The 23,434-nt window shown below is 38.8% G+C and carries 23 protein-coding genes; 4 read left to right on the forward strand and 19 right to left on the reverse strand.

Going from position 1 to position 23,434, the window contains the following annotated elements; translation table 11 throughout:
• Positions 1-27 precede the first annotated feature (27 nt).
• From P3L56_RS18280 to P3L56_RS18320, 9 genes are all read right to left on the reverse strand, one after another.
• Positions 28-1,158: a 1-propanol dehydrogenase PduQ gene (locus tag P3L56_RS18280; protein ID WP_210831790.1), complete on the reverse strand. Its 1,131-nt coding sequence runs from the start codon at positions 1,156-1,158 to the stop codon at positions 28-30.
• Positions 1,159-1,165: 7 nt separating this feature from the next.
• Complete coding sequence (locus P3L56_RS18285) at positions 1,166-1,423, reverse strand: EutN/CcmL family microcompartment protein (protein ID WP_004259057.1); 258 nt, start codon at positions 1,421-1,423, stop codon at positions 1,166-1,168.
• 26 nt (positions 1,424-1,449) lie between these two features.
• Positions 1,450-3,084 carry an acetaldehyde dehydrogenase (acetylating) gene (locus P3L56_RS18290; RefSeq protein WP_272686045.1) on the reverse strand — a complete coding sequence of 545 codons (1,635 nt, stop codon included), beginning with the start codon at positions 3,082-3,084 and terminating at the stop codon, positions 1,450-1,452.
• A gap of 68 nt (positions 3,085-3,152) precedes the next feature.
• Entirely contained in the window at positions 3,153-3,431 is a 279-nt protein-coding gene (locus tag P3L56_RS18295) for a BMC domain-containing protein (protein WP_004259063.1), read from the reverse strand.
• A 15-nt stretch (positions 3,432-3,446) separates the two neighbouring features.
• Positions 3,447-3,731, reverse strand: a complete 285-nt coding sequence (locus tag P3L56_RS18300; RefSeq protein ID WP_042845468.1) for a BMC domain-containing protein — start codon at positions 3,729-3,731, stop codon at positions 3,447-3,449.
• Between the two features lie 20 nt (positions 3,732-3,751).
• Positions 3,752-4,030: a BMC domain-containing protein gene (locus tag P3L56_RS18305; protein WP_004249182.1), complete on the reverse strand. Its 279-nt coding sequence runs from the start codon at positions 4,028-4,030 to the stop codon at positions 3,752-3,754.
• A 657-nt stretch (positions 4,031-4,687) separates the two neighbouring features.
• Entirely contained in the window at positions 4,688-5,206 is a 519-nt protein-coding gene (locus P3L56_RS18310; RefSeq protein WP_042845470.1) for a FidL-like protein, read from the reverse strand.
• Positions 5,203-6,045, reverse strand: coding sequence for a transcriptional regulator (locus tag P3L56_RS18315; protein ID WP_166684972.1), 843 nt, complete (start codon positions 6,043-6,045; stop codon positions 5,203-5,205). The genes P3L56_RS18310 and P3L56_RS18315 overlap by 4 nt, the downstream gene beginning before the upstream one ends.
• Positions 6,046-6,097: 52 nt before the next feature.
• Entirely contained in the window at positions 6,098-6,676 is a 579-nt protein-coding gene (locus P3L56_RS18320; RefSeq protein WP_042845473.1) for a TetR/AcrR family transcriptional regulator, read from the reverse strand.
• A gap of 308 nt (positions 6,677-6,984) precedes the next feature.
• On the opposite strand from P3L56_RS18320, the gene P3L56_RS18325 reads away from it, so the two are divergent.
• Positions 6,985-7,545: an NADPH-dependent FMN reductase gene (locus P3L56_RS18325; RefSeq protein WP_042845475.1), complete on the forward strand. Its 561-nt coding sequence runs from the start codon at positions 6,985-6,987 to the stop codon at positions 7,543-7,545.
• A gap of 80 nt (positions 7,546-7,625) precedes the next feature.
• Here P3L56_RS18325 and potD read toward each other — a convergent pair whose 3' ends face one another.
• The 4 genes from potD to potA form a co-directional block, all read right to left on the reverse strand.
• Complete coding sequence (potD, locus tag P3L56_RS18330) at positions 7,626-8,675, reverse strand: spermidine/putrescine ABC transporter substrate-binding protein PotD (protein ID WP_042845476.1); 1,050 nt, start codon at positions 8,673-8,675, stop codon at positions 7,626-7,628.
• Positions 8,676-8,842: 167 nt separating this feature from the next.
• Entirely contained in the window at positions 8,843-9,628 is a 786-nt protein-coding gene (gene potC, locus P3L56_RS18335; RefSeq protein ID WP_042845477.1) for a spermidine/putrescine ABC transporter permease PotC, read from the reverse strand.
• Positions 9,625-10,488 (reverse strand): spermidine/putrescine ABC transporter permease PotB, encoded by an 864-nt coding sequence (gene potB / locus P3L56_RS18340; RefSeq protein ID WP_042845478.1) that lies wholly within the window; start codon positions 10,486-10,488, stop codon positions 9,625-9,627. Before potB ends, potC begins: the two co-directional genes overlap by 4 nt.
• On the reverse strand, positions 10,475-11,584 hold the full coding sequence (gene potA, locus P3L56_RS18345; protein ID WP_042845479.1) for a spermidine/putrescine ABC transporter ATP-binding protein PotA: 1,110 nt from the start codon (positions 11,582-11,584) through the stop codon (positions 10,475-10,477). Before potA ends, potB begins: the two co-directional genes overlap by 14 nt.
• Positions 11,585-12,463: 879 nt before the next feature.
• Between potA and P3L56_RS18350 the strand changes: the two genes are divergently transcribed.
• Complete coding sequence (locus P3L56_RS18350) at positions 12,464-14,110, forward strand: fumarate hydratase (protein ID WP_272686044.1); 1,647 nt, start codon at positions 12,464-12,466, stop codon at positions 14,108-14,110.
• Between the two features lie 108 nt (positions 14,111-14,218).
• Here the strand turns inward: P3L56_RS18350 and P3L56_RS18355 are convergent, their stop codons facing one another.
• The 6 genes from P3L56_RS18355 to P3L56_RS18380 all read right to left on the reverse strand — a co-directional run bounded on the left by P3L56_RS18355 (position 14,219) and on the right by P3L56_RS18380 (position 20,116).
• The gene (locus tag P3L56_RS18355) at positions 14,219-15,184 is read right to left on the reverse strand and encodes a fimbrial protein (protein WP_166684973.1); all 966 of its coding nucleotides are present in this window, start codon (positions 15,182-15,184) and stop codon (positions 14,219-14,221) included.
• A 14-nt stretch (positions 15,185-15,198) separates the two neighbouring features.
• Positions 15,199-15,675 carry a fimbrial protein gene (locus P3L56_RS18360; RefSeq protein WP_226619077.1) on the reverse strand — a complete coding sequence of 159 codons (477 nt, stop codon included), beginning with the start codon at positions 15,673-15,675 and terminating at the stop codon, positions 15,199-15,201.
• 85 nt (positions 15,676-15,760) lie between these two features.
• Positions 15,761-16,489 (reverse strand): molecular chaperone, encoded by a 729-nt coding sequence (locus P3L56_RS18365; RefSeq protein ID WP_210831895.1) that lies wholly within the window; start codon positions 16,487-16,489, stop codon positions 15,761-15,763.
• Between the two features lie 11 nt (positions 16,490-16,500).
• A complete protein-coding gene (locus tag P3L56_RS18370; RefSeq protein WP_129466463.1) occupies positions 16,501-18,996 on the reverse strand; it encodes a fimbria/pilus outer membrane usher protein in 2,496 nt (831 codons plus the stop codon).
• A gap of 82 nt (positions 18,997-19,078) precedes the next feature.
• A complete protein-coding gene (locus tag P3L56_RS18375) occupies positions 19,079-19,636 on the reverse strand; it encodes a fimbrial protein (protein WP_042845487.1) in 558 nt (185 codons plus the stop codon).
• A gap of 237 nt (positions 19,637-19,873) precedes the next feature.
• A complete protein-coding gene (locus P3L56_RS18380) occupies positions 19,874-20,116 on the reverse strand; it encodes a helix-turn-helix domain-containing protein (protein ID WP_042845488.1) in 243 nt (80 codons plus the stop codon).
• A 1,275-nt stretch (positions 20,117-21,391) separates the two neighbouring features.
• Between P3L56_RS18380 and P3L56_RS18385 the strand changes: the two genes are divergently transcribed.
• Complete coding sequence (locus P3L56_RS18385; RefSeq protein WP_210831805.1) at positions 21,392-22,402, forward strand: nitrilase family protein; 1,011 nt, start codon at positions 21,392-21,394, stop codon at positions 22,400-22,402.
• Positions 22,403-22,487: 85 nt separating this feature from the next.
• The gene (locus P3L56_RS18390; protein ID WP_166696478.1) at positions 22,488-23,405 is read left to right on the forward strand and encodes a LysR family transcriptional regulator; all 918 of its coding nucleotides are present in this window, start codon (positions 22,488-22,490) and stop codon (positions 23,403-23,405) included.
• The last annotated feature ends 29 nt before the right edge of the window (positions 23,406-23,434 follow it).

Raw genomic sequence — 23,434 nt, forward strand, 5'->3', positions numbered from 1 at the left:
GTTGTTCATCACATAAAGCGTTAACTGTTAAAAAGACTGTCTATACAGCGCTTCCAGTTGCACCTTGCTCACATCCCGTGGATTGGTCGGCGTGCAACTATCGCGCAGTGCTTGCCCAACCATTTCCCCTAAACGGGCGTTAAAATCGAATTCATTGATACCTGTTGCTTGAATGCCTTTTGGCAGGTTCATTTCATCTTTCAATACGTTGATCGCCACCATCAGGCTTTCAACGCCTTCACGTATTGATGACGCGGGTAAATCTAAATTTTTCGCAAGATTGGCGTAGCGTTTCGCTGCCTCAGTGTCACAACGGCCTTCTAAATCTGCATTGAAAGCAACCACTTGTGCCATTAACAGAGCGTTGGCGCGGCCATGTGGGATATGGAACACACCACCTAATGCATGAGCCAAACTGTGCGTTATCCCAAGGGAGGCATTAGTGAAAGCCATTCCTGCAATACATGACGCGTTGTGCATTTTTTCGCGAGCCACTAAATTGCTGCCTTCACGGTAGCAATCAATTAAATGACCAAAGACTAATTGCACGGCTTTTTCTGCCAATGCATCGGAAAAATCAGAAGCGGTACGCGAAACATACGCTTCCAATGCATGGCACAGCACATCCATTCCTGTATCCGCAGTAATAGAAGCTGGCACAGATTTCACTAGTGCGGGGTCTAAAATAGCTACATCTGGCAACATAAACTCATCAACCAAAACCAGTTTTTCAGACTGAGACTTGATCACGGAAAATGATGTCACTTCAGAGCCTGTTCCACTGGTGGTTGGAATAGCGATAAACTGCGGTTTAACTCGATTGGGGTCTTTTTTCGTGTGCCAAAGGGAGTAAATAACAGATTTCGCAGCATCAATCACCGACCCACCACCGAGTGCAATCACCACATCTGGGTATTGCCTATCCATTATTTTCATGCCGTTAACGATGGCTGAAATGTCTGGATCTGGCACAACATCATCGTAAATCGAAAAGGTGATGCCACTTTGGGTTAGCCTGCGAGTGACTTCATCAGCTAAGCCAAACTTCACCATCGCTTTGTCAGTGACGATAAATGCATGGTGAGCACTCATTTGTGAGATAAAATCCAATGCGTTAGCACCGAATTGGACTTTAGGTTTAATCAAAAACTGGTTCATGCTGTTTTTACTCCTTGGTATAAACCTTTTCCACAATGGCAACCACTGACATGGCTTTGTAATTGTCTTTATTCAAAGCGAAGTAAGCTTCAGCTAAAACAATGTCATTGATACCAGCACCAACACTGTCGACTGCCACATACGTTTTGTTTTTCAACGGTTCAAGGTCATCCCCTAGCTTTGTTACCATCAGTAAGTTACTGCCGCTAAGTTCTTGGCATTTCTGCGTTGCAACAACATGCCCGACTACCTTTGCAAGGATCATGGTTTATACCGCCTTATTCCAATGAGTTACTTATTTAGGCGTCCGAGAACGGCCTTGATGATCTGCTCAACATTTTCTTCACTGATATCACCGTGAGAAACGACAGCCTCAGTAACCGCAGCCGTTGTCACCGCACCGCCAAATCGGTCATCACCTATTGGATGGACAGCTACGGGTGATGTTGTCGCCGCAACAGGGTTACGGAAGCGGTTATCATCAAAAATACTGACTTGCGGTTGAGTTACCGTTGCTGACACCGCAGGTTGTGCAGTTGTACAAGGCTGAGTGGGTTGCCTTAAATCTTCAATTGAACGTACGCCATAACCCACTTTGCGGATGTTCAGTAGATTCATTGGCCCTACATTATCTGAGCTAGAACCCCCACCCACTGCGCCACACCCCAATGTTAATGCAGGCGTAATATTGGTGGTTGCCCCGATACCACCAAGCGCCGCTGGTGTGTTAATTAAAATGCGGTTAACGAGTTTTTCGAGAGAGAACTGGCGAATAACATCTTCGTTTTGAGTGTGAATAACCAAGGTATGGCCTAAGCCCTCGTTGGTCAGTAAGTCAACCACCCGATGACAAGCTGATTGCCAGTCTTCTTCGATATACATCCCTAAAATTGGGCACAATTTTTCACGGGAGTACGGGTTTTTAGGGGAAACGGTATCTTGTAATGCAATTAATACACGGGTATTCGCAGGGACAGCGAAACCTGCTCGTTGGCTTAAAGTAATCGCATCTTTACCTACCACTTCAGGGTTGATAGTGCCGTTCGCTCTAAGCAACATGGATGCCATACGCTTCGCTTCTTCTTCGTTCATGAAGTAAGCACCTTGGGCAAGGAGTTCACGATGGACTTCGTTATAGATACAACGCTCAACAATAATGGATTGTTCAGATGCGCAGATCACACCATTATCGAAAGTTTTACTGGTGATAATGTCACTGACTGCTTGCTTGATATTAGCACTACGTTCAATAAATGCAGGGCCATTACCCGGGCCGCCACTAATGGTTGGTGTGCCTGATGCATAGGCTGCACGTACCATGCCTTCACCACCCGTTGCCAAAATTAATGAAACGTCTTTGCTGTGCATCAGTTCTTTCGTTGCTTCAAGAGTCAACATAGTGACTGCATCAACGATACCTGCTGGTGCGCCCGCTTCTAGTGCGGCTTTTTTGACTATTTCTAACGTACGGAAACTGCATGCTTTAGCATTTGGATGAGGGGAGAAGACGATTGCGTTACCAGCCTTCAAGGCAATCAACGTTTTGTAGATGATGGTTGATGTCGGATTAGTAGAAGGTACTAACGCTGTGATAACACCAAGAGGTACCCCCACATCCATAACTTTGTTGACTTTGTCATCATTAATGATGCCAACGGTTTTTAGATCTTTGATGTGCTCATAAACACGCATTGAAGCGAAGGTATTCTTCAGGACTTTATCTTGCCACTTCCCAAACCCTGTCTCTTCATTGGCCATTTTTGCCAACTCTTCTGCATGAAGTGCAGACTCAATAGCAATGTGTTTAACAATACTGTCGATTTTTTCCTGCGAAAATGTCGCGAATTCTTTCTGCGCTTGTTTCGCGTTTCGAACTAGCTCTCTTGCTAGCTGTCTGGATTGCAGATCTTTGTCTAATGCAACCATGTCTTCCCCCGTATCGGAGTCAAAATTAACTCATTAACTTGTTGTTTTATTGATTTATTAGCCAATAATTACGCTTTGTGTTGCTGCGCAATTTTGCCAATATCGTTGTGTGGTCTTGCGATAACGCGTGAAGTCACCACTGTTCCGATACGTTTTGCAGCCTCAACACCGGATTCAACAGCAGCATTAACGGCACCCACATCACCTTTAACCATTGCTGTCACGAGCCCTGAACCAACATTTTCATAACCGATTAGCTCGACATTCGCCGCTTTGCACATCGCATCAGCCGCTTCAATACAAGCCACTAAACCTTTGGTTTCAATTAGACCAAGTGCTTCTTTCATAAGTGATTTCCTTTTTTATTCCGTGACTTTATACTGGGCGACGATTTTTTGAATATCGCTATGAGGACGCGCGATAACCAAAGATGTCACGACGGTGCCAACGCGAGAGGCGGATTCAACACCTGAATCCACTGCAGCTTTCACTGCACCTACATCGCCTTTGACCATGGCGGTAACTAACCCTGACCCAACATTTTCATAACCAATCAGCACAACGTTTGCGGCTTTGCACATCGAGTCTGCGGCTTCAATACAGGCCACTAACCCTTGAGTTTCAATAAGACCTAATGCGTCACCCATGTTTTTTCCTCCGGAAAAAGTTATGCTTTATGTTTAATAACAATTTTGTTGATGTCATTGTGTGGACGCGCAATCACCAAAGAGGTCACAACTTCCCCAACACGCTGAGCAGACTCAACACCGGAATCGACAGCCGCTTTAACCGCGCCTACATCCCCTTTAACCATTGCAGTTACCAAACCGGAACCGACATTTTCATAACCAATTAGCTCAACATTCGCCGCTTTGCACATGGCATCCGCTGCTTCGATGCAAGCCACCAAACCTTTAGTTTCAATAAGACCTAATGCATCACCCATTGTTATTTCCTCCGAGAAACCTTCTTTGTTTTTCTTTACCGCTGATAATTCAAATTGATGTGTCCGAGTACATATCCTTTGAAATATCGGGGTAATCATTTGCGCCAAGGGTGTCTGCGCGGTGATTTATTGAACGCAGCCTTTGGCTTCAAACTCACTATAGAGCCTAAAAAACAAAACAAAATATAAATCCATGAATGATTAATACTTAGTGCTTTGCTCTAAAAATTAGCGTGATTTATTTGATTTTTTATGTAATCTCACTGAAAAAACCAAAAATTCACGTTTCTATCTGGAGATGAAAAAAGGGCTAAAAGTTGATTTACGATTAATCAAAGGAATTGTTAACAAGATATTATTGAGCTGATAAGGCGGGGTAATTTAGGGAGTGATAACTGTGGAAGGGCTCACTTGCTTATAAGCTTAGCTAAGTATTTATTTGTGAGATAGCGATTGGGCAACTGCCAACTTCAATACCAACTTGGCTAATCTCATTCACGAAACCACTATGAGGAACCCTGCATAGGCATAATTAGTTTAAACTAAGTAAAGCTCCAATGAGCTATTGGATAAAACGCGGGGGAGCATCTCTATACGCATAAAATACCGAAAGAAAAGAGCCCATAGCGCCCTTTTCTTTAAGCTATTTTCAGACCATTAATCAAATTTACTGCCAGGTTTAAGTGTGCAGATATAAAGCGGGGAATTTATTGAGCTTAACAATAATGCTTTGTCATTGAGCTTTTGGGCATTAAGAAATAAACCGTCATGGCTATCTGACATCTCTCGCATAAAGTAATCGAAAATAACATCGGGGGATTCATCAATAGAAGATGCTCGTGATTCCCATTGGCTGATATTATAATGCCTTTCTGTTGGGGATACTCGTTGGGTAGTATAACTAAATTTTACGTAACGTTGTAAATATAGCCACCCTGCTTTGGAGTCTGTATAACCTTCCACAACAATCGAGCCCTTGCCATTAGAACCAAAATTGAAATGAATGTTGCCATTAACATTTTCATCTATCATATTTTCAAAGCGCATAATGCCTTTAGTCGAACAGACCATCAAACCATCTTGTTGATTTGAAAATAACACTGACTGAGTATAAACCGCTACTATGATAAATAGTAAACCACTCAGTAAGCATAATACCTTGCCTGAAATCTTCATGATGGATTCCATGAATAGTAGAAGTAATTATCACAATAACTAAATGGGTTATCTTCATTCACAGCACAATGGGCCAGAAAAACTCGCCCTAATCCATTCGTTTGTAACTTATCACCATAGAAAAAAACAAATCGCTCCTTTTCTATGCAGTCTAGTTTCAAGTTATTTCTTACCTTGTCAAAATTTTGTATATAGTTGAGGGCAACAGTGCCATTAATCATTTTCTCATTTGACAAGACATCGCAATTATTGTGTTCCAACACCGTCATACTAATTGGTGATGATGGTTGCTTGGATAGATAAGCCATCACGGCTAATAAAATTGAGCAAAGCAATAAGGCAGCACTAGCTAAATACCAACAAATTTCTTTTTTTTCTGGGGTTAATGAAGTAATAACTTGTGGTTCTTCAAGGGGATGTGGGGCTGAATTCGCAACAGAAGATAAAACGACCTCTGCGCCATCAATTTCATTAAGATTACTAATTAACTCAAGAGGGTTGATTTTAATATCATCAATTAATTCTAAGGAGACTTCAGAATTGAATTCTAATAAGCCTCTACCAACAGTAACGATAATATTTTCAATACCATATTGACGGAATGCTTTTCTTAAAATACTTAAGTATTGATTTAAATTACTGTTCGATGACACTAAGCCATTATCATCCCATACAGATTTCAATATATCGTCTCGGGATAAAACACCATTATGTTGTATAAAATAAAATAATAATGCATTAGCAGTGATAGACAATTGCGTGTCCACCTCACCTTCTTTCAAAGATAAAGTGCCATCAACTGCATCATATATAATGAAGGCATTGATTTTATATTTCACTATCGCCTCATGTGCTTATTATATTAATAAAATTACACTGCTGGTATTACCGTTACTCCTCAGGTAGTTTTTCAAATGATATTTGTGTCAACCGACTTACAATAGCAGCGCGTTCTTGTTGTAATAATGTTTCCCCTTCAGTCAATGACGAAAGCCATAACCCATCAGCGGCATACCTGACTAATGCCCCTAAATAACTATTATCAAATTCATCCCCATTTGCTAAATGGCCTAACACCCAATCTCGCCAACATTGACGTAATACCGGCTCTGTTGGCATAGCTAAAGATAGCAAAGCAAGTTGAAAACTTTCATCCGATTCTTTAAGTTCACCAATATAGTGCAAATATGCACGAGAGAAACGCCCATACGGATTCGGATCATTCTCCATAATCAAATGAATTCGCTCATCCATAATTCCCAATAATTGGAGAAACAACGCATGGATGAGTTCCTGTTTGCTTGGGAAGTGGTGCATCAACCCGCCTTTACTGACACCCGCTTCTCTTGCCACAGCATTAAGAGATAACGAAGAAATCCCTTCTCTACCAGCAATAATGCGAGCCGCTTTGAGTAACTCAACTTGGAGTTTGGCGGGATCTTTTTTTCTATGCTGTGCCGTTTTATTCATGAAACGAATGATACCGACCAGTCGGTATGTTTCATTTTGACTAAAATCAAGTAACTATGATTTGTCAGTGGGTAAATAGAAATACTGGAAGAGGACTCACAATATGCCATCGTAATAATTCATATCACTATAATTAATTTAAAAAATTCAATTTTTTTTGATATTTGTTTCACTTATTCTGTCGTTTTAATTTAACTTAAATTTTGCACCTGTTCATATTATGATGTTTAATAAAAGAAACAACGTTCTGACAAAATACAAATCATATGAAGTAATAATGATCAACTGTCGATAGAAGAGGTTTTATCATGTCAAATCAATATAGTATTGGTGTTATTGTTGGTAGCTTACGTGCAGATTCTTACAACTTAACCGTGGCTAAGGCCATTACCAAGTTGTTCCCAGCAAACTTTACCTTTAAGTTTATCAACATCGGTGACTTACCTCTCTACAACCAAGATGCAGACCAAAGTGTGCCAACTGTGGTCGCAAATTTTAAATCGCAGATTAAAGCTTGTGACGGAATTATTTTTGCTACCCCAGAATATAACCGCTCAATCCCTGGCGTGTTGAAAAATGCCATTGACCAAGGTTCCCGCCCTTGGGGTGATAATTCATGGGATGGCATTCCAGCAGGCATTTTAGGTGTTTCTATTGGTAATATCAGTACCGCGATAGCCCAACAGCACCTACGCAATAGCCTTGCATTCTTAAATATGCCTACCATGAACCAACCCGAATGTTACCTGAAATGGTATGACGGCATGGTGGATGAGCAGGGAAATATCTCACCAAAAAGCAAAGATTTCTTACAACCTTGGGCCGATACCTTTGCAAAGTTTGTGGCACATAATATTGTGAGTAAATAAGTGGGTTGGCAATATGCCGCCCATAAAAAAGGGCACTCAACCAGTGCCCTTTACATAAAATAAACCTAATAATCAGATTATTAACGGCCTGCTTTTAGCTTTTGGAAATACTCTTCATACAGAATATTGGTATTCCCGACATCGCTTTGCCACTCGCCTTTTTTCAGCACCTCTTCACTTGGGTAAAGGGATGGGTCGTTAGCAATTTCCGCAGGTAACATTTTCTTAGCTTCTAAATTTGGTGTTGGGTAACCAATAGATTCAGCAACTTGTGCCGCAATTTCAGGACGCAGTAAGAAATTAATTAGCTTATGGGCACCTTCAACGTTTTTTGCATTGGCTGGGATGGCTAAGCTATCCATCCAGAAAATCCCACCCTCTTTTGGCCATACGACCTCAATAGGTAGACCTGCTTGCCTTGCCACAAATGCAGAGCCATTCCATAACATACCCACATCCACTTCACCTTCGATAAATGGTGTCGCTGGGTTGTCAGAGTTAAAGGCTAAAATATTCGGACGAAGTTTTTGTAGCTCTTTATAAGCTTCTTCAATTTGTTTCGGGTCGGTCGTGTTCCCTGAATAGCCCAGTTTAGTCAACGCGACTTGGAATACTTCGCGCGCATCATCCATCATTAGTAGGCTATTTTTATACTCAGGTTTCCAAAAATCAGCCCACGAAGTCACCGAGCCTGGATCAACCGCTTCACCGTTAATCCCGATCCCCGTAGCGCCCCAAATATAAGGCACGGAATAATCGTTATTTGGATCGAATTCTTTATGAATTAAATTTGGATCAAGGTTTTTGAAATTACTTAATTTACTTTGATCGATCTTTTGCAGCATCCCTTCTTTGCTCATTTTGGCGATAAAGTAAGTAGATGGTACAACCAAATCATAAGCACCTTCTTTATAGGTCTTTAATTTGGTATACATACTTTCGTTTGATTCATAGGTGGAGTAAATTACCTTGATACCCGTTTCTTTGGTAAATTGCTCTAATAAACCGGGGGGAACATATTCTGTCCAGTTATAGAAATACAGTACGTCTTTATTATCGTCAGCGGCGGTTGCCGTGCCAATACTTGCAGCCATTAAGCCTGCCGCCAGTAGATAGGACCATTTTTTCATGACTGAGCTTCCCTCAACAACGTGTTTTTACCCCCGCATACCTCAAGCAATAACTTGAATTATTTAGGGTATGTATCTTATGGACTCAATTGGAGCCCACCCTCTCGCCTAATGGCACTAAAAAAGATGCTGCAATACAACAAAACACAGCACCATCGTTTAACTTATTACTTGGCTTTTTTTGAGTATTTATCCCGCATCACCCACTGACTTAAACAGACAAGCAATAGGGACATTATCAGCAACACGGTTGCCAATGCATTCACTTCAGGAGAAACACCCACTTTCACCATCGAATAAATTTTTAATGGCAAAATTTCATAACTCGGCCCCGTAACAAATGACGAAACCACCACATCATCCATCGATAATGTGAAACTCAGTAACCACCCAGCAACAACGGCAGGTAATGCTAAAGGCAGTATGATTTTACGTAAGATAGTAAATTCACCCGCACCGAGGTCACGTGCCGCTTCGAGCATCTTCACATCAAAGTCTTTGAGCCTTGCGTATACGGTAACAACCACAAACGGCAGGCAGAAAGTAATGTGAGAAAACAGCAATGACCAAAAGCCCAGTGAAACACCTAGTATCATAAATAGCACTAATAAGGAAATGGCCATCACGATATCGGGGGACATCATCACCACAAACAGCATTCCCCCCACAAAAGGCTTTCCTCTAAAACGGTAGCGAAACAAAGCAACCGCCGTTAATGTGCCAATAACTGTGGCAAAAGTTGCTGACAAGATAGCCATTGTCAACGAATGCCCTGCTGCTTCCAATAAGCTGTCATTATTACTGAGTAATTCATACCATTTTGTTGAAAACCCTTGCCACTGAATACCAAAACGAGATTCATTGAAAGAGTTAATAATCAAAATAATAATTGGAATATAAAGATAAGCGTAAATGATGGCCATAAAGCCACCACGCAAAGTACGTCCGATCATTCTTCATATGCCTTTTTATTCAGAAGCTTAGCCGCTCGATAATACACATACAGCAATAACCCCATCATCACAGTTAGGAAAATGCTGGTTGCTGCCCCGAATGGCCAATCACGAATATTCAAGAACTGGCTCTTAATCACATTACCAATTAACAGGTTTTTTGCTCCGCCCATTAAATCTGCAACATAAAATAACCCCATTGCAGGCAGCAGAACTAATAGACAGCCCGCAATAATCCCAGGCATCGTTAATGGAATGATAATTTTTACAAACCGCTGGAATTTATTCGCACCAAGATCCCTTGCCGCTTCTAAATATGATTTATCCAGTTTTTCGATACTTGAATAAAGCGGCATTACCATAAACGGCAGTAATATATAGATAAGCCCCAATATTACCGCTTCTGGCGTGTACATAATTCTCAAAGGTTTATCAACAATGCCAACCCAAAGTAAAAAGTCATTCAAGTACCCTTTGGTACTAAGAAAAACTTTCAAACCATAGATACGGATTAGTGAGTTAGTCCAAAAAGGTACAATCAACAAAAATAGCATCAGGGGTTGGATACGCTTTGGTAACTTAGCCAATATAAAAGCAAACGGGTACCCAATGACTAAGCAGAAGAAGGTCGCAATCAGCGCCATATTAAGCGAATGAAGCATCACTTCTGCATACATTGGGTCAGATAAGCGAATGTAGTTATCCCATGTGAAAACGAGGTCAACTAAATTAGTATCACTACGTGTCAAAAAACTGGTGCCAATAATCATGACATTTGGCAAAAAGACAAATAGGACTAACCAAGCAACGACACCGGTGATGATGACATTCTGCAAAATTTTATGTTTACGAATGATCATCCAGAACTACCTCCCAGCTTTCGACCCAAGTCACAGCAACTTTTTGGTTAAGGGAGTGGTCAACATCAGGGTCATCTTCATTGAAGAATTCGCTTACCATGATAATTTTGCCATCTTCCATCTCAACCACTGAGTCTAACGTCATGCCTTTGTAGTTACGCTCACGCACGTAGCCAATCAGCCCTGGGTAATTATCGGCATCATTCACTTCTTCAACTCGTAGGTCTTCTGGGCGTAATAACACATTAACATGCTGCCCTTCCTCGACAGAAAGTTCGGTGAAAATATCACATTCATGGCCTTCGACGTTGGCACGAATGCGTTTGTCATCAAGGCGATACAAGACTTTTGCATCGAAAATGTTAATTTCGCCAATAAATTGAGCAACAAATAAGTTTTTGGGCTCCTCATAAATTTCACGAGGCGTACCATCTTGCTCAATCTTCCCTTCACGCATAACGATGATCCGATCAGACATCGCTAAAGCTTCTTCTTGATCATGGGTAACAAAAATAAACGTGATCCCCAATTTCCGCTGAAGGGCTTTTAGCTCATTTTGCATTTGTTTGCGTAGTTTATAATCTAGCGCGGACAATGATTCATCCAGCAGCAAGACTTTCGGCCGATTAACAACGGCACGAGCAATTGCCACGCGCTGTTGTTGACCACCAGACAGTTGGTTGGGTCTACGCTCAGCAAAATCTTCCAATTGAACCATACGCAAGGCTTGGTCAACGCGCTTTTGAATTTCAGCCGCAGGTGTTTTCTGCATGCGTAAACCAAAGGCCACGTTTTCAAACACGGTCATATGAGGAAATAAAGCATAGCTTTGGAATACGGTATTCACAAAGCGCTGCTCTGCGGGAATATCCGTAATATCTTGACCATCAAGAATAATTTTCCCATCATCGACGTCTTCTAGCCCAGCAATAAGACGTAAAACCGTCGTTTTGCCACAACCTGAAGGCCCAAGAATGGTTAAAAACTCACCATTTTGAATAGTTAAGTCAAGTTCAGAAATAATTTGTTTGCCATCAAAACCTTTATTCAAAGATTTTAATTCGACGAGTGGTGTCAGAGAGGTTGTCTCAGTCATTTATTATACACTCTATCCCTAGGAATAATGCAGATAGAACCGCCACCGTTAAAGACTGTATAAGCTTGTCGGAGATATACTCTTCATCCTTCCCCAGCAAAGCCCAAAACCAGTAGCGCCATTTTATAGTTCATAAGCCCTGCATGATAAACACAGTTTTTGTAAATTGAAAGCCATTTTCGCCATTTCGTTTGCCTTTCATTATGAATTATCAATAAATAAATCAGATTTCTGATAAAAATAAGCAACATAGAGGTATATGCTATCAATTTATCGATATCTATAGATTTTCTTAGTATATTCACACGCTAAACTTAAGTTAAATTCAATGCTTTTCATATGCTTAAAATATCTAATAGGAAATAGAACTTAATTATGTAAATAATCATTTTCATTTATTTAAAACCCTTGGATTATAAATACCGTATGATTTTAAATCACATATTCCTGCAAAAAATAAAATGAAAATAAGCATTGAATTAACTGAATCGTTTTAATTGAAAAAATGTAGCCATAGCTATTTATCATGATTAAGCACTTAAATAGTCAATAATCGATAACATCTATAACAAATGGTTAAAACCTTAGTTATTAATAATATTATGTGATTTGAATCTAATTTTTATTAATCAATGACTTTTATCCCTATAAATTTAATCCGCGTCATATAATCTCATGCATCCCTTTGAATATAAGGGCCAAATTGATATAATATCAGCTTAAATTGTAACCTTTAGTAACTTGTTTTGTAAGCTTAGTTTTATTATTACACCTATAAATTTTACTTTGTGTCTTTCAAATTGAATTAATTAAGAATAAACATAAGCCTACGGGTGATTTTTTGGATATTCCACTGAAATTAATATGTGAGTGATCAAAATGGCTAATAAAGAGTTTTTTTATCAAGAACCATATCCTTTATCTGAGGATAAAACTGAATATACCCAAGTTTCTGATAAATATGTTTCTGTCGAGCAATTCGCGGGTAAACAAATTTTAAAAATAGAGCCTGAAGCACTAACACTTCTTGCTGAACGCGCAATTTATGAATCACAATTTTTTCTAAGGGCTGCTCATCAAAAGCAAGTTGCAGCTATATTGCATGACCCAGAAGCCAGTGAAAATGATAAATACGTAGCACTACAATTGCTGCGTAACGCTGATATCTCTGCAAAAGGCATTTTACCAAACTGCCAAGATACCGGAACAGTTGCTGTTGTTGGTAAAAAAGGCCAGCAAGTTTGGACGGGCTGCGATGACGAAGAATACCTCTCTCGAGGGATTTATAACGTATTCCAACATGAAAACCTACGTTTTTCTCAAAATGCCCCACTTGATATGTTCAATGAAGTCAACACAGGCACGAACCTACCTGCACAATTTGATATTTTTGCGACTACAGGTGATGAATACCACTTCCTGTTCGTCAACAAAGGCGGCGGCTCTGCTAATAAGTCAGCCCTTTACCAAGAAACCAAAGCAACGCTAACTCCTGCTAAATTAAAAGACTTCTTAATTGATAAAATACGTAATTTGGGGACAACCGCTTGCCCTCCATATCATATCGCATTCGTTATTGGCGGTACTTCTGCTGAAACTACGCTGAAAACAGCCAAATTGGCTTCTGCTAAATACTACGATAACTTACCGACAACAGGTAATGAGTACGGCCGTGCTTTCCGTGATATTGAGTTAGAAAATGAGTTATTAGAAGCCTCACGTCACCTTGGCTTTGGTGCACAATTTGGCGGTAAATATTTTGCTCATGATGTCCGTGTTATTCGCTTACCACGCCACGGAGCCTCTTGCCCAATCGGGTTAGCCATTTCATGCTCTGCTGACCGTAATATCAAGGCTAAGATCACTAAAGACGGTTTGTGGCTTGAAAAAATGGAACATAATCCAGCCCAATATATCCCTGAATCGATGCGTAACCAAACAGAAGGGAAAGTGGTTCATATCGACCTTAACCGTCCAATGAAAGATATTTTGGCCGAGCTAAGTAAACACCCTGTATCGACTCGAGTTTCCCTCAGTGGTCCACTCATTATTGCTCGTGATATTGCTCATACCAAGCTTAAAGAGCGTTTAGATAACGGCGAAGAGTTACCGCAATACTTTAAAGACCATATGGTGTACTACGCAGGGCCAGCGAAAAAACCAGAAGACATGGTCTCCGGTTCTTTAGGCCCAACAACAGGCAACCGCATGGACCCTTATGTAGATTTGTTTCAGTCCCATGGTGGTAGCATGTTGATGCTTGCAAAAGGTAATCGGACTCAATTAGTGACTGATGCGTGTAAAAAACATGGCGGTTTCTATTTAGGCAGTATCGGGGGCTCAGCTGCGATCCTCGCTCAAGAATATGTGAAAAGTTTAAATTGCCTTGAGTATCCAGAATTAGGAATGGAAGCGATTTGGAAAATGGAAGTTGAAGGGTTGCCAGCCTTTATTCTTGTGGATGACAAAGGAAATAATTTCTTTGAGCAAGTTCAAGATAAAAGCTGCCGTAAATGTGTTAAATAAGACTCTCTATACTAAGTAATGAATTACATTCACTTTCGTTAGTTTGTCTCTTTGTGCACCATAGAAAAAGAGCAGGTTCAAAGCCTGCTCTTTTCACATATATGCAAATTAATAGTAGTTAATACGAACAATAGTTGAGGCGTTAAATGCCCCTGTTTTCACTGAGCTAACTTTTTTAATCGACGCACTGTAGTCACGAGTTACAGATGTACTTCCTTGAGGCAAGCTCCCAAAAAATTGAAAGTAGTTAAATTTTATACGGTTACTTTTATCATCCATAATCGTTAGATTGGTTCCGTTTTTTAAATCAATCGCATATTCACCATTTAACGGATCGGTGGTTTCAAAATTAATATTCATGGAAAAATTATCGAGGCAGCCTCTTTTCACAGCTTGAACTTGAAAACTTTTTTTAAACTCTTTACCTTGGTTCAGCTCAGTGATCATCATCTGGCCAAAATCAATCTGCTGTGATTCAGGGTACACTTTTATATCCGCACCGCATTTTAAAAAACGAATCCCCCTTAGCCCCGATATTGCATATCGTAGGTTTTTCGCTCCCGGTGTCATGTTTATTCCTCCACTACCATCAAACTGGAAAACCGTAAACTGGTTATCTCCCTCATAATTACCTGATGGCGGAACTATACCCGTTACTTTAATATATAACGTGAAAGTGACTGTCACGGTAACGTTTTGCTTGCCGCTAATCGGAGGTGTGCCTAAATTCACTCTTTGTTTATCGCGCTCAAGTAATTCGCCTTGATAATTCGCTCCAAGTAATAAACCGGTGCCCAATTTTTGGGACGTCGGATTAAAATACATATGGACAACGTCAACCATATTTCCCAAAACATTATCGCAATATACCGTTACGGTCATTGGGTCTGATTGCCAAATAATGGTACCTGCCGGTGTATCAGAAGGAATAGCTAATTGCCCAACAGGTACTGGAGGCTTAATCACAACCCCTGTTCCTGCTTCTACACAATCTAAAGCAAATGTCTTTGGGCTTATAAAGATAAATAAAAATAAAAAGTAGAAACCATATTTTGTAATAAACTTGTGTATCATGATTTATACACCTTTTATAGGTAGGTAATATTCAAGGTAATCTGTGTTTTTATATTACCCACTGTTAATTCACTTCTTGAAAGATAACTCTCGAGCATGGAATAGATAGTAATTTGCTGGTTATCATCAAAATAAATCGGATAACTGCGATATTCACCATTTGGCACAATATTTCCATCTTTATCCATTAACCGAATACCATAACCATTTAAAATTGTTTTACCGCCAAATAAATTACGGTCTGTGCTGCTGGTTGGTTCTGAAATAAACATAAGCCGAACAACAGGGTCTCTATCATCACGGTCGCGTTTGGGAAAAATACAATCATCAAATTTTAATTTGATCTCATGCTTAGGGCTTCGATCCCCGATCTCATTAAAATAGTTCAGAGAAATTGGGCCAAGTTCAATATTTTGATCAATAGAGGAAAATGAGATTTTGCAAGGTAATGAAATAACATTCCCTGTAAAATTAAGGTCTCCTCTCATCATGCTACTGTCTGCGTAAGAATGATTTCCAACCAAAGACAACATGAAAAAACATATTGAAAAGTAACAATTTCTCATTTCTAAAATCCTATTGACTCTCTTTTGACAATTGGCATGTCGAAGCAGCACATCGATAAGTCAACATCTTCATACCGCCGTAATCATCCATGTACCCGGTGTACAATTGAGTAAACCCTTCGCTCGGCACGACAACACGTTCTTTCGAAAGAGGTGCCACCATAACACTTTCAAAACCGGGGAAATTTTTTCTATTGTTGTTACTTAAATAACCTAATGTCACATAATATTTTGTTGGGTTTTCAATGAGTAATTGATTACCTGTATGAGTATATTTCAATTCTTTTGCCCAAACCTTATCGCTATTATTTTCAATCTGAGGTGGGCGATAAAACATTTTCAAACGGCTTTGAATCGCAATTTGCACGACATTTTCTTTATCAGCGACAGGCGGAATTTCACGTACATTTAAATAAAATAGCGATTCTCTATCTTGGGGAAGTAAATTAACGCCTTCTGTTTTGATGATTTTAATTTGGTTTTTCGCATTTGGTTCAACCCGTTGCATAGGAGGGAGTACCGTAAAAGGTTCTGAAACCTTATTCCCTTTTTCATCTTCCATCCAAGACTGAGCTAAATATGGCATTGTTTTACTTTGATTATTAATAACCAAACTAATCGACTTATCTTTGCCCGGAAAAATAATTCGGGTACGGTCAATATTGATTGCTGCGGACGCAAATTGCATACCGACAAAAACGAGTGAAAGCCCTAAAGCTACTACATACTTTTTACTCATACATCATTCCTTTATTGGCAAGGGATCAGGACTTTCCCCTGATTTTTTTCGGCAATATTAGGTAAATTTAAACGACACTGATTCGCGCCACTGGCCCATTTAACAATGTAGTTTTCTTCTGGATTAACACCGGTCAAATAAGTCACCCCACTATCTGCGATGATGCCGACTTCCCTACCGGTATTCACTTCAATAACACTCGTCCCTAATGGTGGATAATTCCCATTACTCAAGCGAATAACCGCTAAAATACGTTTCCCTTGATTTGCCTTTATTTTTTGGTAACCAATCGAACCTTCAGTTAATGTTTTACCAATGATATTGTCATTAACATCAACATCATCTGGTAATGTATTCATATCGATATATACATCTGAATTGGAGAAACTGTTCAAACTTGTCGCCACTCCAATCCCGAAACGGTTCGTCACTGACTCGCCATTATCAATAGAAATACCAGCAACATTGTCACTATCAATCATAACTCGCGGCTCATTATTGGTTCCATTGCGGTGCATTGCTGCGCCGTATTTTGTGGCTGTCATCGAACCATACCAACTACCGCCAAATGCACGATAAGAATTAATATTTTCCGTCGCATTGACGTTTAATACGCCGTAAGGAGATGAATGCTGATAGCTACCGCTAATATTTGGCTCTGCGCGTCCAAGTTCATGTTGAGAACCGCCAACACGCATACTCCAATAGTTGTTATTCACATTCTCGCTATAGTACGCAACAGACTGCCCAAAACTGTGGTCATTATCAGCATATTGCGCGTCATAACTGATGGAGCTACCGCCTTCTAATGGGATAGAAAATGATAAATAAATTTGGTTATCATCTGTCGTTTCATATTTAATTTTATTAAGTGACAATGTCCCAGAAATATTTTTAATCTGCCCAACACTAAACAATTTACTGAAACTCATCCCAAAGTTAGTTGTAGATTCACTATTCCAAAATTGATGATGTGACGCATTAAAATAAATAGTTAAATCTAATGGGCTGATATATTGATTAAAAGATGCCGTATACACGTTTTTATCGCGTCTAAAGTCCAGCGCTCCATTAGCTGCATCAATATATTGCGGCATGGTTAAAAATTCTTTTTCAGAGAACTTATAGCCAGCGAATGTCACCTGGGAATTCGTAGACTCAAAGCGCTTAGAATAATTTAAACGATAGCTATTACCTGAATAAGAACCAAAATTATCTAAGTTTGCGTGTGTGCGAGTAATATCCAGTGAGATCGCACCAAACATATTCATATTTTGCCCAATACCAAGGTTTACAGCTTGGTAATTAGTATTATCAATAGTCGCTATTAATCCCCCAAAAAGAGAGGTATTTCCAAATAACCCATAGGATATCTCACCCGCAATAAACCGCGGGTCGACTTTCTGCGAGCGACCAAATGGATCGGACTGACCGACCGTAAATTTATACAGAAATTGCCCTTGGCGAGTTAAAAACGGCAATGATGCCGCAGTCACTTGATACGTCGTTTTTGACCCATCCTCTTCCTCGATAGTCACATCTAAGGTGCCTTGTACAGCTTCTGTAATATCTTGGATATTAAATGGCCCTGGAGCTACCCTTGCTTGCTTAATCACTCGCCCATTTTGTGAAACAATCACCATTGCATTTGTTTTTGCAATCCCTGTTACCTGTGGCGCATACCCACGCAAAGAAGGCGGTAACATGCGATTATCACTGAAAACAGAAGCACCAATAAAACGGAAACTATCAAATAGGTTTGTTTTTAAATAAGACTCCCCTAACAATACTTTCGCACCCATTTCTGGTAATGCACGAAAAGCATAAAGTTGGGTCCAATCGAAACGTTCGTTTGTTTTCCCTTGAGAACGATTATATTGATATTGATAGTCTGCACGAAAACGCCAAGCACCTAAATTGATACCAGTGGTACCATTACTACTGGCACTAAATGTTTCACTATTATTTTTAGGAGAGGAATAATTCGCAAATAGGTTATAGTCAAGAAAAGCCCCTGTAATGCCATTCTCCCATTGAGATGGTGGAACCCAATAAGGGTCGTCATACTCTAACCAAGCTTGAGGAATAGAAAATAAGATATTTTGATTCGCCTTGTCGAAGCGATATGTAATATCTAAATTTTTAGATAGTTCAACACACTGGCCATTATTATTTTGCAGAAGTTCTTCCTTAACCTTCTTTTTTAGTGCAAAAATATCTACCATTTCTGGTGTAATGCAGAGTGTTGAATTATCTTTACTCGTTTCAATAAACTTAATTAAGTGTTGACCAGATAACTTTCGGCCATTCAACGTAATATCTGTCAGATATTCACCGGCTGGAATAAAATCAGGGTTTGAGAACTGACTCAAGTCAATATTATCTCTGTCCTTTGCATCAATAATATTCATATTAAATTCCACAGCATTGGATATTTCTGAAATAGAAAATGCCAATACAATAGAAAATAATATTTTATTCATTTTAAAATGAGGCAATAAAGACATGGAGTTCCCTGCCAAAAAAATAAAAAGCAAATAACAAAGGAAAAATAACAGGCAAATACATGCCTGTTATTAAAAATATAAATTACAGGTAGTTTAAAGCGTAAGTTGCTTGAGAAATGATACTACCTGTTTCAACTTTGTCACCATTTGCTTCAACACGAGCACTGAATGCCAGTTTGTTTGGACCATCAGCTAATGGCATCTCAACACTTGTATCACCTACTTTCATTGTCGCACCATCAGCGTTGATTAAACGAACACCAACACCTTTAGAAGTACCTGTATTTGCTAATAATTCTTTAGCCGTAGTGTCCGGAGTACCTGTGAAAGTGACTTTAACTTTGCTAACCGCAGGGAAAACAACTTGGTCGTTAGAATCTTTAACTTCACCTAAGTCACAGTTTTCTAAAGCAATATTGTACTGAACGCTTTGGCTAAATTTATTACCGGTTTCTAATACTTTATTTGCAACTTGGCCGAGGTCTACATTGATTGTGCCATCACCAGGAAGTGAGCAAGGTGCATTGATAACTTTACCCGTAAAGTTAATAATCCCGCTACCTTGGTCTACTGGTGCTGCATTTGCAATGCCAAATGAAGATGCGATAATTGTAGCTAATGCAATTTTGGTTAATTTCATTTATATTTTCCTATAAAAAGACGACAGATGTACCAATCACCTAATAATCAAGATAATTATTAAGTTGATATTTTTTTGCTAAGAGTGTAATAAAAAAGCAGGCATTTACTATATACAATAAATATAGTAATACACCGTTATTAAAAATAATTATTTTTATGAAATGTGAATTTATCTTAATACATCCATACTAATGGATGATTATTTTAGCATTTATAATTAGACTAATTTTAATATTTATATATGATTATTTTCTTTATTTATAAATACATCATCAATGAAAAAACAAATCATCTCCGTCTCCAGCGCATTAGCGAGAACATGTAAATTTTCGATATTAATGTTACACTCCCCCCTTTCATAGCGTGAAATTTGTTGCTGGCTAACACCAACAAGATTTGCCAATTCAAAACCAGAAAGCCCCAAGTGCTTTCTTCTTTTTCTAATTTCTTTTCCTACTATTCTATTAACGTTTGTCATCAACGATAGCCCAAGATAACCTAAAATATTAAACGGCTAAACTATATAACAGATCAAAAACCTTTAGTATAATAAAATTTGTACTTACAAATGCAAATTAAAATAGAATAAATTAATTAAAACTCGTAATTTGAGTTAATTATAAATTTCAATATATAAAAGTAAAACTGTTTCTAACGATCAATTTAATCAATTCAAGTCAGTAAAACCTATCAATATTTGTTCATTTAAATTTAGCTTTATCACTAAAAAGAAAATCACCTAAATAATACAACTTCACCTTATTATTCATATGATATTTATAATCCTAACACGTTGATTTAAGTAAAATTAGACTATATTACAACCCATGATGGTAATATATAAAAATGAGACTCAAGTAACCTTACTTGATAGTTTCAGATGATTTTTAGGTATTTAATAATATAGCCATTGATTAATAAGTATTTTTATATAAAAAAATTATAAATTAATTTATTTTTTACATTGTTTTAGTTTATTTTAAAAAAACCATTGTCAGTGGTATTTTTATTTTTATCATTTTTTATAATGGAATTGATAGTCAATTTTCCATACTCCCATTAAGAGTGCGAAAGATAAAAAATCAGAGAATAGGTTAAAACATCTATTTTTGACTCATAAAAACTGTGTAATTCTCATTTAGCGAGTAATACTATTATCAAATAGTTAAATACCCCATTTTTTAGATTTAATAAATTAATATTGAAAAAATAACCTTTAAATAACAATCGGTTATATTTATTTCCAAATGTAACAAAATAAGAAATATTATTGCCAAAAGAGCTATAAAAAAACAATTTAACAAAAATAAAACATAATAATTATCACCTTAGCTGGTAAAAAGTGCATAAAATCGATGTTTATTCTTGTAAGATATCTCTTAAACAGTAAAAACCATTCATAAAACACAGAATATGGCTGCTCCTCAAAGCATTTTAGGGGAAATTCAGTGAGTCAATACTTAGAATAGCTATCACTTTCATCGTTTATTTATAAAATTCATAGCTTGGCAGAAAATATATTAGTCAATGGGTTAAACTAAGATCAATAACGCTATAAAGATATCAACACCAAGAAAAGTCTTTTTTTGAATACTATGCGAAATAATATATTTAAAAATATTTATTTATCGATATATATATTTGATAACAACTAAGGACACCCTTCCGATAACAAATAGTAATTGAACAAGAAAATAACTCATTATTTTTTGTGCGAATAACCTGCTTTGATCTCCTTAACCAAGGAGATTCTATGCAAACACAATCATTACTTCGCGTTGCAACAGTGCAATTCGAACATAAACCTGGCGACAAAGCTTATAACCTAGAGCGTATTCACCATTTCATTACCCAAGCCGCAAAACAAAAAGTAAAAATACTTGTTTTGCCTGAAATGTGCATAACTGGTTACTGGCATGTTCCTAAACTAGCTGCTCCTGCCGTTTATGCGCTCAGTGAAACACTACACGATAGCCCATCATTGTCCCTAATCCGCCAGCGGGCTAAAGAATTAGATATGCTCATCGGTGTCGGGTTAATTGAAAGAGGCTTAGATGGGCAATGCTACAATACTTGGGTTGCCTGCATGCCGGATGGGCAATACCATGCTCATCGAAAATTACATGCCTTTGAACACCCCGTTATCCATAGTGGAGATAGCTATACGGTATTCGATACCCCATGGGGGGTTAAAGTGGGGATCTTAATTTGCTGGGATAATAATTTGATAGAAAACCCGCGGACCAACGCACTGCTAGGTGCTGATATTATTCTTGCTCCCCATCAAACAGGAGGAACTCATTCAAGTAGCCCATATGGAATGAAACCACTCGACCTGAACCTTTGGGAAAATAGGCAAAATAACCCACAAGCATTATTTGATGCATTTCAAGGGGAACATGGGCGTGGATGGCTGATGCGCTGGCTACCTGCTAGAGCCCATGATAACGGTGTGTTTTACCTATTCAGTAATGGCGTAGGTTTAGATGATGATGAAATTCGTACTGGAAATGCGATGATAATTGACCCTTATGGGCGGATTATCAACGAAAGCTTAGCCATTGACGATGATATGGTCATTGCGGATCTTGACCTCAACTTACTGCCAACATCAAGTGGTCGACGTTGGCTAACGGGAAGACGGCCAGAACTTTACCGAATGATCAATGAAACAATAGGCAATGAAACGGATATTCGTCGTGTTCGTTTTGCTTGCCAGACACCACCTTCAGTGCCTAACCCAAGTAAAAGCACTAAACCATAAGACCGGAAACTCTATAGTATCTTATTAATAAGGTGGATATTATAGAGTTAATACATTTCAACTAAGAGGTGTGCAGCAAACCATAATGGATACTCGGCTTCTTCGTGCATTTATTACCCTCGCTGATACGGCAAACTATCGTGAAGCCGCGTCACGCCTCTGTATTAGCCAACCGGCTTTAACAAAGCAAATAAAATTATTAGAAAACCAATTAGGTATAATATTATTTCAGCGTGGTCGCCACGGTGCTGTACTCACCGAATCGGGCCAAGCATTATTACCTTATGCAAAACAAGCTATTAACCAAATAATGGAGTTGCTTAACCAAGCTATCGCTCTTGGAGAAAAACCACCATTGTCCTTAAATGTCGGCTTTGGGATTTCAACTTTTCAGGAAGCTTCTTTTTTTGTTGCACGGCTTCGTGAAAAATTACCTAATATTGCGATTCAACTAGATGATATGCCCTCCCATGAAATGGAAAAACAGCTTCAAGAACATCAACTGCATATTGCCTTTACTCGCCACCTTGATACAGCCGCTACAAAAACACTTACAAGCCAGAAATTAAAACAGGAAGTACTCGCTCTTGCTATAGCCCAAGGTCATCAGAAGAAAAACACAATAAATGACTACTTAGCGCAATATCCATTACTTACATTGCGGGCTCAACGCGGTTTAGGTCTATATCAGCAAATTCAGCGCTACCTGCAATCTGAGGGGGTTAAAATTACCCCATTGCAGGAAGCTAATGATATTCAGACTCTTATTGCATTGGTTGCCGCTAAAGTAGGCGTAAGCCTTGTTCCATACAGTGCGAGGCATATTAGCCGGGAAGATATCTGCTTTATTCCTATTCAACATCACAAGCAAGCCCAATGGCAAATTGACGTTGTTTGGCAATCGTCATTACCTAAAGCATGGCAAACAGTTATTTACGCGCTAATTGACGAGGTTCATAAAGAGTTTACCGATAACAATAACTCCGTAATTCCTATATATTAAATGGTAGAACTCTGATATTTATTACCCCC

The sequence above is a fragment of the Providencia sp. PROV024 genome (assembly GCF_032709665.1).
Classification (GTDB): Bacteria; Pseudomonadota; Gammaproteobacteria; order Enterobacterales; family Enterobacteriaceae; genus Providencia; species Providencia huashanensis.

Coding starts and splice junctions, on each gene's coding strand:
- P3L56_RS18285 (WP_004259057.1), bottom strand. CDS start 1,423: ATGATCCTTGCAAAGGTAGTCGGGCATGTTGTTGCAACGCAGAAATGC.
- P3L56_RS18365 (WP_210831895.1), bottom strand. CDS start 16,489: ATGAGTAAAAAGTATGTAGTAGCTTTAGGGCTTTCACTCGTTTTTGTC.
- P3L56_RS18280 (WP_210831790.1), bottom strand. CDS start 1,158: ATGAACCAGTTTTTGATTAAACCTAAAGTCCAATTCGGTGCTAACGCA.
- potA (WP_042845479.1), bottom strand. CDS start 11,584: ATGACTGAGACAACCTCTCTGACACCACTCGTCGAATTAAAATCTTTG.
- P3L56_RS18295 (WP_004259063.1), bottom strand. CDS start 3,431: ATGAAAGAAGCACTTGGTCTAATTGAAACCAAAGGTTTAGTGGCTTGT.
- P3L56_RS18375 (WP_042845487.1), bottom strand. CDS start 19,636: ATGAAATTAACCAAAATTGCATTAGCTACAATTATCGCATCTTCATTT.
- P3L56_RS18385 (WP_210831805.1), top strand. CDS start 21,392: ATGCAAACACAATCATTACTTCGCGTTGCAACAGTGCAATTCGAACAT.
- P3L56_RS18360 (WP_226619077.1), bottom strand. CDS start 15,675: ATGATGAGAGGAGACCTTAATTTTACAGGGAATGTTATTTCATTACCT.
- P3L56_RS18350 (WP_272686044.1), top strand. CDS start 12,464: ATGGCTAATAAAGAGTTTTTTTATCAAGAACCATATCCTTTATCTGAG.
- P3L56_RS18325 (WP_042845475.1), top strand. CDS start 6,985: ATGTCAAATCAATATAGTATTGGTGTTATTGTTGGTAGCTTACGTGCA.
- P3L56_RS18310 (WP_042845470.1), bottom strand. CDS start 5,206: ATGAAGATTTCAGGCAAGGTATTATGCTTACTGAGTGGTTTACTATTT.
- P3L56_RS18300 (WP_042845468.1), bottom strand. CDS start 3,731: ATGGGTGACGCATTAGGTCTTATTGAAACTCAAGGGTTAGTGGCCTGT.
- P3L56_RS18355 (WP_166684973.1), bottom strand. CDS start 15,184: ATGATACACAAGTTTATTACAAAATATGGTTTCTACTTTTTATTTTTA.
- P3L56_RS18380 (WP_042845488.1), bottom strand. CDS start 20,116: ATGACAAACGTTAATAGAATAGTAGGAAAAGAAATTAGAAAAAGAAGA.
- potC (WP_042845477.1), bottom strand. CDS start 9,628: ATGATCGGACGTACTTTGCGTGGTGGCTTTATGGCCATCATTTACGCT.
- potD (WP_042845476.1), bottom strand. CDS start 8,675: ATGAAAAAATGGTCCTATCTACTGGCGGCAGGCTTAATGGCTGCAAGT.
- P3L56_RS18305 (WP_004249182.1), bottom strand. CDS start 4,030: ATGGGTGATGCATTAGGTCTTATTGAAACTAAAGGTTTGGTGGCTTGC.
- P3L56_RS18370 (WP_129466463.1), bottom strand. CDS start 18,996: ATGTCTTTATTGCCTCATTTTAAAATGAATAAAATATTATTTTCTATT.
- P3L56_RS18390 (WP_166696478.1), top strand. CDS start 22,488: ATGGATACTCGGCTTCTTCGTGCATTTATTACCCTCGCTGATACGGCA.
- P3L56_RS18320 (WP_042845473.1), bottom strand. CDS start 6,676: ATGAATAAAACGGCACAGCATAGAAAAAAAGATCCCGCCAAACTCCAA.
- P3L56_RS18290 (WP_272686045.1), bottom strand. CDS start 3,084: ATGGTTGCATTAGACAAAGATCTGCAATCCAGACAGCTAGCAAGAGAG.
- potB (WP_042845478.1), bottom strand. CDS start 10,488: ATGATCATTCGTAAACATAAAATTTTGCAGAATGTCATCATCACCGGT.